Origin of the sequence: Fodinicola acaciae, assembly GCF_010993745.1 — a bacterium.
GTDB lineage: Bacteria > Actinomycetota > Actinomycetes > Mycobacteriales > HKI-0501 > Fodinicola > Fodinicola acaciae.
In genome coordinates this window covers 1,962,913-1,975,474 of record NZ_WOTN01000002.1, presented here as the reverse complement: position 1 = coordinate 1,975,474, position 12,562 = coordinate 1,962,913, and the positions used below count along the sequence as shown (strand labels likewise).

Annotated in this window: 15 protein-coding genes; 8 read left to right on the top strand and 7 right to left on the bottom strand. The window is 69.4% G+C overall.

Going from position 1 to position 12,562, the window contains the following annotated elements:
- Window positions 1-10: 10 nt before the first annotated feature.
- The 3 genes from GNX95_RS24570 to GNX95_RS24560 all read left to right on the top strand — a co-directional run bounded on the left by GNX95_RS24570 (window position 11) and on the right by GNX95_RS24560 (window position 1,861).
- Entirely contained in the window at window positions 11-775 is a 765-nt protein-coding gene (locus GNX95_RS24570; protein ID WP_163509730.1) for an AraC family transcriptional regulator, read from the top strand.
- A 75-nt stretch (window positions 776-850) separates the two neighbouring features.
- Window positions 851-1,528, top strand: a complete 678-nt coding sequence (gene folE, locus GNX95_RS24565) for a GTP cyclohydrolase I (RefSeq protein WP_246281718.1) — start codon at window positions 851-853, stop codon at window positions 1,526-1,528.
- A gap of 42 nt (window positions 1,529-1,570) precedes the next feature.
- Window positions 1,571-1,861, top strand: coding sequence for a hypothetical protein (locus tag GNX95_RS24560; protein ID WP_163509729.1), 291 nt, complete (start codon window positions 1,571-1,573; stop codon window positions 1,859-1,861).
- On the opposite strand, the gene GNX95_RS24555 is transcribed toward GNX95_RS24560, so the two are convergent.
- The 4 genes from GNX95_RS24555 to GNX95_RS24540 all read right to left on the bottom strand — a co-directional run bounded on the left by GNX95_RS24555 (window position 1,858) and on the right by GNX95_RS24540 (window position 5,064).
- Entirely contained in the window at window positions 1,858-2,670 is an 813-nt protein-coding gene (locus tag GNX95_RS24555; RefSeq protein WP_246281717.1) for a LuxR C-terminal-related transcriptional regulator, read from the bottom strand. The two genes, GNX95_RS24560 and GNX95_RS24555, sit on opposite strands and share 4 nt — an antisense overlap.
- 125 nt (window positions 2,671-2,795) lie before the next feature.
- Window positions 2,796-3,278 carry a CoA-binding protein gene (locus GNX95_RS24550; protein ID WP_163509728.1) on the bottom strand — a complete coding sequence of 161 codons (483 nt, stop codon included), beginning with the start codon at window positions 3,276-3,278 and terminating at the stop codon, window positions 2,796-2,798.
- Window positions 3,275-4,567: an O-acetylhomoserine aminocarboxypropyltransferase/cysteine synthase family protein gene (locus tag GNX95_RS24545; RefSeq protein ID WP_163509727.1), complete on the bottom strand. Its 1,293-nt coding sequence runs from the start codon at window positions 4,565-4,567 to the stop codon at window positions 3,275-3,277. Before GNX95_RS24545 ends, GNX95_RS24550 begins: the two co-directional genes overlap by 4 nt.
- Entirely contained in the window at window positions 4,564-5,064 is a 501-nt protein-coding gene (locus GNX95_RS24540) for an OsmC family protein (protein WP_163509726.1), read from the bottom strand. The genes GNX95_RS24545 and GNX95_RS24540 overlap by 4 nt, the downstream gene beginning before the upstream one ends.
- 198 nt (window positions 5,065-5,262) lie before the next feature.
- Here GNX95_RS24540 and GNX95_RS24535 point away from each other — a divergent pair, with 198 nt between their 5' ends.
- Window positions 5,263-6,051 carry a polysaccharide deacetylase family protein gene (locus GNX95_RS24535; protein WP_163509725.1) on the top strand — a complete coding sequence of 263 codons (789 nt, stop codon included), beginning with the start codon at window positions 5,263-5,265 and terminating at the stop codon, window positions 6,049-6,051.
- 143 nt (window positions 6,052-6,194) lie between these two features.
- On the top strand, window positions 6,195-7,310 hold the full coding sequence (locus GNX95_RS24530; RefSeq protein ID WP_163509724.1) for an FHA domain-containing protein: 1,116 nt from the start codon (window positions 6,195-6,197) through the stop codon (window positions 7,308-7,310).
- A 197-nt stretch (window positions 7,311-7,507) separates the two neighbouring features.
- On the opposite strand, the gene GNX95_RS24525 is transcribed toward GNX95_RS24530, so the two are convergent.
- Together GNX95_RS24525 and GNX95_RS24520 are read right to left on the bottom strand one after the other, a co-directional pair.
- Window positions 7,508-8,698 (bottom strand): GNAT family N-acetyltransferase, encoded by a 1,191-nt coding sequence (locus GNX95_RS24525; RefSeq protein WP_163509723.1) that lies wholly within the window; start codon window positions 8,696-8,698, stop codon window positions 7,508-7,510.
- Complete coding sequence (locus tag GNX95_RS24520; RefSeq protein ID WP_163509722.1) at window positions 8,688-9,830, bottom strand: MFS transporter; 1,143 nt, start codon at window positions 9,828-9,830, stop codon at window positions 8,688-8,690. The genes GNX95_RS24525 and GNX95_RS24520 overlap by 11 nt, the downstream gene beginning before the upstream one ends.
- A 50-nt stretch (window positions 9,831-9,880) precedes the next feature.
- Here GNX95_RS24520 and GNX95_RS24515 point away from each other — a divergent pair, with 50 nt between their 5' ends.
- Both GNX95_RS24515 and GNX95_RS24510 read left to right on the top strand, forming a co-directional pair.
- Entirely contained in the window at window positions 9,881-10,477 is a 597-nt protein-coding gene (locus GNX95_RS24515) for a TetR/AcrR family transcriptional regulator (protein ID WP_163509721.1), read from the top strand.
- A 20-nt stretch (window positions 10,478-10,497) separates the two neighbouring features.
- The gene (locus GNX95_RS24510; RefSeq protein WP_163509720.1) at window positions 10,498-11,739 is read left to right on the top strand and encodes an MFS transporter; all 1,242 of its coding nucleotides are present in this window, start codon (window positions 10,498-10,500) and stop codon (window positions 11,737-11,739) included.
- Window position 11,740: 1 nt separating this feature from the next.
- Here GNX95_RS24510 and GNX95_RS24505 read toward each other — a convergent pair whose 3' ends face one another.
- Window positions 11,741-11,899 carry a hypothetical protein gene (locus GNX95_RS24505; protein ID WP_163509719.1) on the bottom strand — a complete coding sequence of 53 codons (159 nt, stop codon included), beginning with the start codon at window positions 11,897-11,899 and terminating at the stop codon, window positions 11,741-11,743.
- Between the two features lie 17 nt (window positions 11,900-11,916).
- On the opposite strand from GNX95_RS24505, the gene GNX95_RS24500 reads away from it, so the two are divergent.
- Entirely contained in the window at window positions 11,917-12,561 is a 645-nt protein-coding gene (locus GNX95_RS24500; RefSeq protein ID WP_222853859.1) for a hypothetical protein, read from the top strand.
- The last annotated feature ends 1 nt before the right edge of the window (window position 12,562 follow it).

Sequence of the window (12,562 nt, the reverse complement as noted above, 5' to 3'; positions counted from 1 at the left end):
CTCGGCGGGGATGTCGGATAACCGTCAACCGCTGGGCTGGCTCCTGCCCAGCACGGTCGAACTGCGTGCCGGCGAGCGGATCGCCGCGCACCGGCACGACCGTCACCAGTTGGTGTACGCGGCGGCCGGCGTGCTCGCGGTGACGACACCGGTCGGCGTGTGGATCGCGCCGTCCCAGCGCGCGGTGTGGATCCCCGCGGGCACGCAGCACGCGCACCGCGCGCACGGACCGACCGAGATGCGTACGCTCCTGTTCCCCGCCGAGCTGACCGGTCCGAGCCCGGACAACAAGCCGGTGATCGTGGCGGTCAGCCCGCTGCTGCGCCAGCTGATCCTGGCACTGGTGGAAAACCCGCCGGCCGACCGCGACGAGCTGGGCCGGCTCGAGCAGGTCACCGTCGACCAGCTGCGCCGGCTGCCGGACGCGCCACTGCACCTGCCGGAGCCGCGCGACGACCGGCTGCGCGCCATCGACGACCTGCTCCGGCAGGCACCCGGCGACCGCTGCTCGGTGGCCGCTCTCGGCCAGCGGGTCGGCGCGAGCGAACGTACGATCCTGCGGCTGTGCCGCCGCGAGCTCGGCATGACGATGCAGCAGTGGCGTACGCAGATGCGGCTCGTCCACGCGCTTGAGCTGCTCGCCGACGGCACTCCGGTGATCGTCACCGCGCACCGCTGCGGCTGGGCAAATGCCAGCGACTTCATCGCGACCTTCGCCGCGGTGATCGGAAGCACGCCGGGGACTTACCAGGCGCAGTTGCGCAACCCGGGTTGATTCACGTCCGGTGGCCATTGCTTCACGCGCGCGCACACAGCAGAGTGGAGAGACCTCACTCTGTGGAACCGGACGGTGTTCAAATATGTATGTGCCGCTGGTCGGTCGCTGATGGCCGTCCAACCACCCCCCAGGGAACCCACCGACGGCAAGGTTCCAGCGGCGCGTACGGCCCTACGCGTCGTCCGGCACACCGAAGGCGTCGACCTCGTCGAGGCCGAGCGTGCCGCCGAGGCCTTCCTGCACGCGCTGGGGATCTCCACCGACTCGCCGAGCCTGCGCAGCACGCCGCGGCGGATGGCGCAGGCGTACGCGGACCTGTTCACCGCGCGGCCGTTCGACCTCACCACCTTCCCCAACGACGAGGGCTATGAGCAGCTCGTCCTGGCGCGCGGCCTGCCGGTGCGGTCGGTCTGCGAGCACCACCTGCTGCCGTTCACCGGCGTCGCGCACATCGGCTATCTGCCTGGCGAGCACATCCTCGGCCTGTCCAAGCTGGCCAGGGTGCTGGAGTATTTCGCCGCCCGGCCGCAGGTGCAGGAGCGGCTCACCAAGCAGGTGGCCGACTGGCTGACCAAGCACCTCAAGCCGCAGGGGGTCGGCGTGGTGATCGAGGCCGAGCACACCTGCATGACGCTGCGCGGCGTACAGGCGCGCGGCACCACCACCGTGACCTCGACGTTGCTCGGCATGTTGCGCGAGGACGCGCGGTCGCGGCAGGAGTTCTTCGCACTCGCCGGATTGCAAAGCTGATCATCCGATTGGGAGCCGCGTGGACTGGGTACGTACGCGTCCATGACTTCATTCGACGCGACCGCCTTCGACACGAACGCCTTCGACGCGCCGGCTGAGCAGGAGGTGAGCCTGACCGAGGCGGTGTCCGCCATCCTCGACCGCATCCAGGCCGACGACCTGCGCGGCCTGCAGTCGGTCGACATCGACGAGCTGCAGGTGCAGCGCGCCGCGCGCAAGGCGCTCTTCGACTACGCGACCTGGCTCGCCGAGAAGGATCCGGACAATCACGCGTTGACCGCCGTACGCGACCTGCTCGGCGGGCTCGCCGGCAACACGGCGGAGATTCACTAGGCACCGCTCCCCGATCGTCGACTTCGTTTTGCAGGCACATCCGCGTCGGATGCTGCGTACGTCACCCAACCGCCTGCTGACGAGTCCGATCCCGAGGTGTCGTGGTGCAGCCGCGCGACCGCGTCGGCTCGGCTGGTGACCTGCAGCTTGCCGAAGATCGCCGACAGGTGGTTGCTGATCGTCTTCGGCGCCAGCCGCAGCCGGCGCGCGATCGCCGTGTTGGGCAGTCCTTCGGCGACCAGGTCCAGCACCTCGCGTTCGCGCACGGTGAGGCTCGGCAGGTCGTCGCGGGACGTACGGCCGCCGTGGGCCAGCAGGGCCGGCAGCCGCTCGGCGATCCTCGGCGCGAAGATCGCCTCGCCGGCGGCCACGCCATGGACCGCGCGGACGATGTGGTCGCTTTCGGCGTGCTTGAGGAGATAGCCGCGCGCTCCGGCACGCATCGCGGCGACCACCGACGTGTCGTCGTCGACCATCGTGAAGACCAGGACACCGCTGCCGGGCACCGACCTGACCAGCTCGCGGATCGTCCGGCCGACTGACGGCCCCGGCATCTCCAACTCCAGGATCACCACGTCGGGCCGGTGCAGCAGCGCCGCGCGCACGGCCTCGGCCGGCGTACCCGCCTCCGCGACGACCCGGATGCCGTCGACCGCGGTCAGCAGCGCGCGCATGCCACTGCGTACGACCGGATGGCTGTCGGCCAGCAGGACGGTGAGATCCAGCGGCAGGCCAGGCGGCCCCGCGACCGGCAGCACGGTGACCTCCGGTGGCGCGGCCGGCAGATCGGCGACCACACGTCCGGGCAATCGTCTCGCTATCTCGGGTTCTCCGGAAGGCAGCGAATCCACGACTACGAAGTGTCGTCGACCGGCACCGTTTCAGCCACTATTTCCCGGACAGCCGGAAAGGTATGGGATTTTTCCCCAAAGGGCTAAGACAAAGGTGAGCGCCGCCGGGAGGATACGACGCCGGTGTTGAAGCCGGCCAGATGCAAGCCGCCGGCAAACCTGGCGTGCTCGATCTTCACGCACCGGTTCATCACGACGGTCAGGCCGGCCGCCTCGCCGGTCGCCGCGGCCTCCTCGTGCCACAACCCGAGCTGAAACCACAGAACCCGGCCGCCGGCCTCGATGACCTCCTCGGTGACCTGCGGAAGGTCGTCGTGCTTGCGGAAAACCGAGACCAGGTCCGGCTTTTCCGGCAGGTCCGTCAGCGACGGATAGACCGGCTGGCCGAGCAGGCTGTCCAACCGTGGATTCACAAAGTAAATCTGGTATGGCGTGGACGAAAGCAAATAGGTGGCAACGAAATAGCTCGGACGAGCCGTGTTCGCCGACGCGCCGACCAGCGTCACCGACCTGGTCGCGGCCAACAGTCGCTGGCGTTCGCGTGCCGATGGTCCGACCCAGCTCACGACTCCTTCACCGCCTCCGCCAGTGCTTGGTCCAGATCCCACAGGATGTCGTCCAGGTCCTCCAGACCGACCGACAGCCGGATCAGATCCGGTCCGACGCCGGCAGCCACCAGCTGCGCGTCCGACAGCTGCTGGTGCGTCGTGGAGGCCGGATGGATGACGAGCGTACGCGCGTCGCCGATGTTGGCCAGATGGCTGCACAACTCCACCGACTCGACGAACTTCTGGCCGGCGGCACGGCCGCCGCGGATGCCGAAGGAAAACACCGCACCCGGCCCGGCCGGCAGATAGCGCGCGGCGCGGTCGTGATGCGGATGGTCGGGCAGGCCGGCGTACTTGACCCAGGAAACCCGGTCGTCGGCGGCCAACCACCGGGCGACCGCCGCGGCATTGCCGACATGCGCGTCCATCCGGTGCGGCAACGTCTCGATTCCCTGCAACAGCAGGAAAGCCGAGTGCGGCGACAGCACCGGCCCGATGTCGCGCAGCTGTTCGGCGCGCAACCGCGTACAAAACGCGTATTCGCCGAAGTTTTCCCAGTAACGCAGGCCACCGTAGCTCGGCACCACTTCGGTCATCCGCGGGAAGTTTCCGTTTCCCCAGTCGAAACGGCCGCTCTCGACGACCACGCCACCCAGGGTCGTGCCGTGACCGCCGAGAAACTTCGTCGCCGAATGCAGCACGATGTCGGCGCCGTGTTCCAGCGGCCGGCACAGATACGGCGTGGCGACGGTCGCGTCGACCACCAGCGGAATGCCGTGCGCCCGCGCCAACGCCGACAACCCGTCGAGATCGGCGATGTCACCCGACGGATTGCCGATCACCTCGGTGTAGATGGCCTTCGTCCGCGGCGTGACGGCCGCCGCGTACGCCTCGGTGTCGTCGCCGGCGACGAAAGTCGTGTCGATGCCGAAGCGGCGCAGCGTCACGTCGAGCTGTGTCACGGTGCCGCCGTAGAGGCCGGCGGCCGACACGATGTGGTCGCCGGACTCGGCGAGCGCGGCGAAGGTCAGGAACTCGGCGGCCTGCCCACTGGCCGTGGCCACCGCGCCGATGCCACCTTCCAGGTTGGCGACCCGCTCCTCGAACGCGGCCACCGTCGGGTTGCCGATCCGGCTGTAGATGTTGCCGTATTTCTGCAGCGCGAACAGGTTGGCCGCGTCGTCGGCGTCCTCGAAGACGAAGCTGGTCGTCTGGTAGATCGGGACGGCGCGAGCACCGGTGGTGGGATCGGGCGTCCCGCCCGCGTGCAGCGCACGCGTGCGGAAGCCCCACTGACGGTCTGTCATGCGGTCAATTCTGTCTTGGTCGGGGTCGGATTGCGAAACAGATCGAGCACCGGGCAGTGCTGGTCGACGTGGCGCTTGAGCTCCTCATAGCGCTCCGGCGACTCTGGACCGGTCAGCGTCACCGACACGCGTACGTCGCCGAAGCCGGCGCGGGTCGTCTCGTCGAAGCCGAAGAAGCCGTGCAGGTCGAGGTCGCCGTCCACCTTGACGGACACGTCGTCGAGCCGGATTCCCAGCCTTGCGGCCCAGAACTGGTAGGTGATGACCTGGCAGGAGCCGAGTGCGGCGAGCGCGTACTCGACCGGGTTGGCGGAGGTGTCGCCGCCGCCGAGCACGGCCGGCTCGTCGACGCCGAAGCTGTGGTCGCGTACGGCCACCGCCACCTGCGTCGCGGTGCCGGAGACCAGATCGTTGGTGGTGGTGAACGAAACGGCGGCGTTCTTCGGGTCGGCGGTGACGGCGGCCTGGGTGCCGTCGATGACCTCGGTCAAAGACATGGTTGTCCCCTCTGGGCGCGGAAATCTGGCTGAAACGAAAAGAAAAGCCGGCTGCGTGGATCAGCGGCAGGGACGACAGCCAGAGGTGGTCGACCGAGCCAGGTCGACGTAGATGCGCTGCACGAGAAGGAGCACGGAAACAGTCTCGGCTGCGCGACGGTGTCCAGTCAACAGGCGTACGCGCGTATCGTTGGCCGAATGACCCCGAAGACGAGGTTTCTCCGCCGGTCAGGCGTCGCCGGACTGGCCATATTGGCTTTACTTCTCGTTGGTTGCGGCAATTCTTCGACACCACAGGCGACAAATCCGGTCGCCGTCGCACCGACCGCCTCGACGCCGAAACCGCCGCCGCAAGCGCCCAACGGCGTACGGCATCTGCAGCCGGCGGCGACCGTGTACGAGGAAAACGGCACGCCTGGCGTCACGCTCACCTTCGACGACGGCCCGGATCCACAGTGGACGCCCAAGGTGCTCGCCGTCCTGCGCGAATATCACGTGCACGCGGTGTTCTGCGAGATCGGCTTCCGGGTCCGCCAGCATCCGGAGCTGACCCGGCAGATCGTGAAGGAAGGTCACACGCTGTGCAACCACACGATGTGGCACAAGCCGGAGCTCGGTAAGCAGCCGGCGGCGACGATCACCAAGGACCTCAGCCAGACCAACCTGATCATCACCAAGGCCAGCGGTGGGGTGCGGCCGTACTATTTCCGCGCTCCGCACGGTGACTTCACGCCGCGTGAGGTGCAGGTCGCGGCCGGCCTGGGCCTGGCCTCGCTCGGCTGGCGGGTCACCTCGTCCGACTGGCAGAAGCCGCTGATGCAGCCGGCCAACATGGCCAACTGGGTCGGCCGCACGATGCAGCCGGGTTGCATCATCCTGTTCCACGACGGCGGCTCGCCCGGCACGCACTGGCACACGGTTGCCGGCCTGCGGCTGATCCTTGACGACATCATCAACAAGCGGCACTGGCAGGTCACCACCCTGTGAGGCGTTTTGCCGGTTGATGTGCGCGTATTAACCGGCAAAACGGCACCTCGGCGGCGGTTTCCGGCCGCCACCGGAGGCGACACTGGCAGTGACCAGGCATGATGGACGCCGGCTTGTGGGGGCCGGAGCAAGGAGGCTGACCGGTGCGGTTTGGTGTGACCAAGGTGCTGGACTCGATCGAGCGCCAGCTGACCCTCGACCCGAGCGTGGCACGCGCGGTGGTCGACCTGGCGTCCGTCGTCGGATACTCGGCACTGGACGGTGACACCAGCAGACCGTTCAACCTGACCCGGCTCGGCCTGGTCATCGACGCGCTCGCCGCGCACCTGCGGGTCGGCGCCGCGCGGGTGTACGCGGTGGTCGACCGGTCGATCCTCGGCGACCTGGAGCTCACCTCAAACGAGAAGATGGTGATGCGCCGGTGGGCCGACGACGGCCTGCTGGAGGTCGCCGACGACGCCTCCGGGCGGGTACTGGAGATCGCCGAGTACACCGGCCTGCCGGTGATCAGCCGCAACGACTTCGGCGCGTACGCGCAGCACCGGCCGTGGATCTTCGGCACCTCCGGCCGGCTGCTGTCGCCGGTGCCGGGGATGGGTGGCGCGGCGCTGATGGCGCGGCCGCCGCAGGCCGGCGCGCCGGCCCATCCACCCGCGCCCGACCAGGCCACCGCCGCGATCCTGGCGCGCAACTGGCACTGCCAGAATCTCGGCTGCGGCGCGTACGCGGCCGTCCTGCCCGACCACCAGCAGCCACCGCCGCGTATCCACCAGGGACGGCCGTTCTGTCCGCGGCACAACCAGCAGCTCACCGACGCCGGGCCGCGGCTCTACAGCGTGCCGATCACCGTACGCGTCGACGGCACCGACCGGATGGAGTTCACCGTCACCTCGGCGCGGCCGACAGCGGTCGGGCGCGCGCCTGAGGAGCCGGAGTCGATCGGCCTGTCCGACCTGCTCGACGACGACGTGGTCGGCCGGGTCAGCCGCAGCCACCTGCGGCTGGAGGTGGCCGGCGGCCTGCTGACCGTGACCGACACCAGCATGAACGGCACGATGGTGCACATCCACAGTGGGCCGGGCACCGAGCTGAGCCAGATCCGGCTGCACCGCGACGAGCGGCACACGCTCGGCGAGTGGGACGTGGTGGAGCTGCATCCCGGCGTCCAGCTGATGCGTACGCACCGGCAGGAAGTGGCGCCGGTCGAGGAGGTCTCGGTCATGTCCGAGGCCCCGACCACCGTCATCCGCCTCCGCTAGTCGATCTTGACCGACGACGCAATCGGAATCCGATTGCGTCGTCGGCACCTGCCTGACCTGCGACGATGCCTCCCGCCGATCCATTCGGACAGCCGAATCGGCGCCCGACTGTGACCTTGTTGGCCAGTCCGGCGCGCAATACGGTCAACAAAGTTCCCATCGGACCTCCGGACCCCGGACCGGACCTGTGGCCAGGCCTAGAAGTGGTCCAGGAGCTGCGCCTGCTCGCCGCTGCCGAGGATGTCCACAGTGGACGGATCGGCGTTTTCGTCGCACCGCAACAAACCTGCCTCGACCAACGCGTGGGCACGCGCCGCGCCGGCATAGAGCAGCGCAAAGCCGCCGACCGCCAACCGCAGGCCCGGCGTGCCATCGGTACGCTCCAACCGGCCACGACCGTCGGCGATCTCCAGCCGCCACGCACCGGCGTTCCACGGCGCGAGCCGGTCCTCCAGATAAAACTCGACCGCCCCTCGCACGTACGCCGGCCAGCCGCGCCTTTCCACCGCGGCAACGACGTCCACCGGGCGCAGCATCCACGGCTCCGGCTTCAGCTCGCGGGTATTTTCCAACGGCAGCACCGAAAGCAGCGGCTCGAGAATGAGCGTGTGCAACCGGATCGCACCGACGACCGACCGCCAGCTAGCCAGCACGGCGAGCAGTTCGCGAGCGGCGTCGGGCGTCAACGCCAACAGGTCGGTGACGGTCAGCGCCGCGTCCGGTCCCCATCCTTCGCCGCGCTGCCACGACATATAGCCGACCAGTCGGTTTTCCTCCTCCACCAAGGAAAGTCCGTCGACCTTGGCCGTCAGTCCACCCGCGTCGGTGCCGAAAAGAATGCCTTCGCGCGTCAACATTCCACACCGGTTTCGCGCCACCTGCTGATAAAGCGCGGCCATCGCCGGCAGGTCCTCGACACCACCGGGTCGTACGGTCAGCTTCTCCGCAGGCGCCAGCCGCGGAATCGCGTTGACAGGCAGCTCGCGATGCGGCAGCGCGCCGACGATTTCCCAGCCACAGGACCGATAAGCCGCCGAGACCGACGGATAGAGCGCGCTGACGGCGGCGCCTCGGTCGCGCGCTCGGGCCAGCAACGCCGTCAACACCGACCGCGCGACTCCGCGGCCGCGGGTCTCCGGCACCACCGCGACTCCGCCGATGTCGGCCGCCGGCACCTTGCGGCCGGCCCACCACTGGTCGTGATGCAGGTCGATGGCCTTGCCGACCAGCCGTCCGCCGAGAAACGCACCCCAGCGCGTCAGCCCCGGCCGCTCCTCCAGCACGCGTTGTGGCGGCTCGGCCGCCAATCCGAATGCGACCCGCCCCAGCTCGTACGCAGCGGGCAGTTCGTCGGCGGTCAGCACGCGGACATCAAGATCAGCTGGCATCCACCGAGCATACGAGATGGTTTTTGGTACGCAGGAAGACGAACGCGACCGTCACGCACAGCAGGCCCATGCCGGCCGCGATGCAGAATGCCGCCGGATAGCCGAAACCGGCGGCCACCGCGCCACCGGCCGGACCGGCGGCCATCACGCCGAGATCCCAGAAGGAGGTCATCACCCCCATCGCCACCCCGGGCCGCATGCCGCGTACGCGGTCCAGCGTCAGCGCCGCGCAGGCCGGATAGATCAGGCCCAGTCCGACGCCGGCCAGCGCCGTACCAGCCATCGCGACCGACGCGCTCCCGGCGAAGGCCACGACCAGCAGCGCGACGACCTCCAGCGAGACCGACCAGACCGCGACCAGCCGGCCACCATAGCGGTCCACCGACGGGCTGCCGGCAAACCGCGTCAGCAGGAAAAACACCGCGAAAACGGTCAGCCCGAAGCCGTCGGCACCGATCCGGTCCACCCGCAGGTGCAGCACCAGCAGAGCGGCGACCGTGCCATACGCGTACGCGGCCAGGCCGATCGCGAGCCCCGGCATCGCCACGCCAGCCGGCACCAGCTCGCGCCAATGCCGGATCGGCTCCAGCGCGCCACCGCCGGCCTGCCGCGTGGTCGCCACCAACGCCATCGACAACCCGGACAACGCGACGACGACCCACCACACGGCGTACGCGTCGCCGACAACGGTCGCGATCACCGGACCGCCGGACAGTCCACCCCACATCGACAGGCCGAACCAGCCGGCGACCCTGCCCCGGTGTTCTGCCTTCGTGCCAGCCAAAACCCAGGGCAGAGCGCCAGAAAACAGCGCCGCCTCACCGGCTCCCATGACCAGCCGCGCGAGCAGCAGCGCGCCGAGGTCCGGCGCGACCAGGTGACCGATGCCGCCGAGCGCGGTCAGCGCACCACCGAGCATCACCACCGGCCGCGACCGGCCGGCGTCGGCCAGACGACCGGCAAACGGACGGCAGCAGGCCGTCGCCAGGAACGCGATGCCGACGGCCGTACCAGCCGCCAGCGCACCGCCACCGAACCGCGCCGGCACATAGGCCGGCAGCGCCTGCAGTGTCGCGCCGAGCGCCAGATATCCGCACAGGACAGCCAGCCACAGCCGGCGGACGGGAGCCATAGGTACGATGGTAACGATCGGTATTATCTGGTCAAGGAGAGGAGGACCACATGCCAGTAGCGGCCGGCCAACCGCTGGACCCGGCGGCCACCAGGGCCCGCATCCTCGCCGCGGCGGCCGACGTGTTCTATCGCCGCGGCATCCACGCGGTCGGAGTCGCCGAGGTCGCGGCGGCGGCCGGAGCGTCGAAACTGACGATCTACAAGCATTTCGGCTCCAAGGACGGCCTGGTCGAGGCGGTGCTGGCCGACCGTACGCGGCGGGTACGCGGCTGGCACGAGCGCGCGGCCAGCGAAGGGACCACCGGTCGCGACCGGGTGTTGGCGGTCTTCGAGCTGGTGACGTCGTGGTTTGCCGAGGCCGGATTTCGCGGCTGCGCGATGATGAACGCGGCCACCGAGGACCGCGGCCACGACGCGGCGCCGAGCCGGCTGGCGCGCGACCACCTCGCGTTCTATCGCCGACTTTTCCAGCGGTCGTTGGAAGAAGCCGGCGCCTCGGACGCCGCCGCGCTGGCCCGCCAGCTGGTCATCGTGTTGGAAGGCGCGACGCTGGTCAGCGCGATCGACCGCGATCCGAGCGTCGGCGCCGAGGCCGTACGCACCGCCGAGACACTGCTCGCGAATATTCGTTCGAAACCGGCGTGAACAGGCCGTAACGTGGGCCGGTGCTGATCGATATCCGACCGCTCCGCGAATCCCCCGCATTTCGCCGGCTCTGGCTCGGCGGAGCGCTGTCGTCGGTCGGCGGCACGATGACGTCGTACGCGGTCGGTCTGCAGATCTTCCAGCTCACCGGCTCGGCGCTGGCGGTCGGCGCGCTCGGCCTGGCCATCGCGGTGCCGGCGATCCTGGTCGGACTGGCCGGCGGGTCGGTCATCGACGCGGTGGACCGGCGCCGGCTGGTGCTGCTCACCACCAGCGGCCTGGCGGTCGTGTCGGTGCTGCTGGCGGCACAGGCGTACGCGCGACTCGACCAACTGTGGCTGCTCTATGCGCTGGTCGCGACGCAGGCTCTCTTCGGCGCGGTCAACGGTCCGGCGATCGCCACCTTCATGCCGCGGCTGTTGCCCACCGATCGGCTGCCGGCCGCTGCGGCGCTGAAGATGATCATGATGCACGCCAGCCTGACCGTCGGTCCGGCGCTCGCCGGCGTGATCACCGCGAGCTGGGGCCTGCGGACCTGCTATGTGATCGACGCCGTCTCCTTCGCCGCCGCCTTGTACGCGGTCGCGCGCATACCGGCGATGCCGCCGATCGGCGAGACGACCCGGCCAGGCGTACGCGCGGTCGTCGACGGGCTCGGCTTCGTGGCGCGCACGCGCGTACTCGCCGCGGCCATGGTCGCCGACCTCAACGCGACCGTGCTCGGCATGCCGTTCGCGCTGTTCCCGGCCATCAACCAGGACCGCTTCGGCGGCGACGCGCGTACGCTCGGCCTGCTCACCACGGCGGTCGCGGTCGGCGGCGTACTCGGCGCGGCCCTGTCCGGACCGATCGCCCGGATCGCCCGGCCAGGCGTCGCGATCCTCGCCGGCAACGCCGTGTGGGGTGCCGGCCTGTTCGGATTTGGTCTGGTCGGCAACCTATGGCTGACGCTCGCGCTGCTGGCCGTCGCCGGCGCCGCCGACTCGATGACGGTGGTCTTTCGTAACACGATCCTGCAGGTCGCGACGCCGGACAACCTCCGTGGCCGCGCGTCGGCCGTCGACTACGTGGTCGGTGCCGCCTGTCCGCATCTGGGAAACTTCCGCGCCGGCGCGGTCGGCTCGCTGGTCTCCCCCGCCATCAGCGCCGCCAGCGGCGGCATCGCGGTGATCGTCGGCGTCGCGCTGATCCGGCTCGCCTTCCCCGCGTTCGTCCGCTATCGCATCCCTACCACCCCCGAGCCCCAACCAGCACGAGCGTGAGTTAGGACTGGTCGAGGGAGTCGGCGTAGCGCTCGTGCAGGCGGTCGCGGATCTCGTCCGGCGTGTACGCGCGTCGGCGCCGCTCGGCGCGTGCGATCACCACTCCGGTGGCGACCACGCCGACGACTCCGGCGAGTCCGATGATTTTCCACAGCTTCATATCGCTAGGTTAGTGAGGTGGCCGAACATGTCATCGACCTGGCCGAGGCGCTGGAGATCACCAGGACCGGCGACATCTGGGTTTTCCGCGGCACGTCGCGGGCCGACCGCGCGATCCAGATGATGACCAACAGTCCGGTCAACCACGTCGGCATGTCGGTGGTGATCGAGGACCTTCCGCCGCTGATGTGGCATGCCGAGCTCGGCAAGTCGTTGCGTGACATGTGGTCCGGCACGCACCACCGCGGCGTACAGCTGCATGACGCACGCGACGCGGTGCTGACCTGGGCTCGGCGCTATGGCCAGCGCGCCTGGCTGCGCCAGCTCGACCTGGAGGCGTCCCGCGAGATGGAGGACGCCGCGCTGCGGATGATCGCGCGGTTGGACGGCACGCCGTTTCCGTCCACCGCGCGGTTGGCCGGTCGCTGGTTCAAGGGCCGCATTCCGCGGCGCCGGCTCAAAGATCTGGAAAAGGCCGGCACGCTGGAAACCGCCTACTGCGCCGAGGTCGTCGCCGTCACGTACGAGGAGATGGGCCTGCTGCCGCGTGGTCGCCGGCCCAACTGGTATGACCCCGGCCGGTTCTGGAGCGGCGACGACCTGGAGCTGGACCTCGGTGCCCGGCTGGGCAACGAAATCACCGTCGAGATCCCGGATCAGTAGC

What these genes read in the sequence shown, in the direction of transcription:
- GNX95_RS24535 (WP_163509725.1), top strand. Translation starts at nt 5,263, where the DNA reads ATGACCCCGAAGACGAGGTTTCTCCGCCGGTCAGGCGTCGCCGGACTG.
- GNX95_RS24540 (WP_163509726.1), bottom strand. Translation starts at nt 5,064, where the DNA reads ATGTCTTTGACCGAGGTCATCGACGGCACCCAGGCCGCCGTCACCGCC.
- GNX95_RS24560 (WP_163509729.1), top strand. Translation starts at nt 1,571, where the DNA reads ATGACTTCATTCGACGCGACCGCCTTCGACACGAACGCCTTCGACGCG.
- GNX95_RS24570 (WP_163509730.1), top strand. Translation starts at nt 11, where the DNA reads ATGTCGGATAACCGTCAACCGCTGGGCTGGCTCCTGCCCAGCACGGTC.
- GNX95_RS24520 (WP_163509722.1), bottom strand. Translation starts at nt 9,830, where the DNA reads ATGGCTCCCGTCCGCCGGCTGTGGCTGGCTGTCCTGTGCGGATATCTG.
- GNX95_RS24505 (WP_163509719.1), bottom strand. Translation starts at nt 11,899, where the DNA reads ATGAAGCTGTGGAAAATCATCGGACTCGCCGGAGTCGTCGGCGTGGTC.
- GNX95_RS24515 (WP_163509721.1), top strand. Translation starts at nt 9,881, where the DNA reads ATGCCAGTAGCGGCCGGCCAACCGCTGGACCCGGCGGCCACCAGGGCC.
- GNX95_RS24525 (WP_163509723.1), bottom strand. Translation starts at nt 8,698, where the DNA reads ATGCCAGCTGATCTTGATGTCCGCGTGCTGACCGCCGACGAACTGCCC.
- GNX95_RS24545 (WP_163509727.1), bottom strand. Translation starts at nt 4,567, where the DNA reads ATGACAGACCGTCAGTGGGGCTTCCGCACGCGTGCGCTGCACGCGGGC.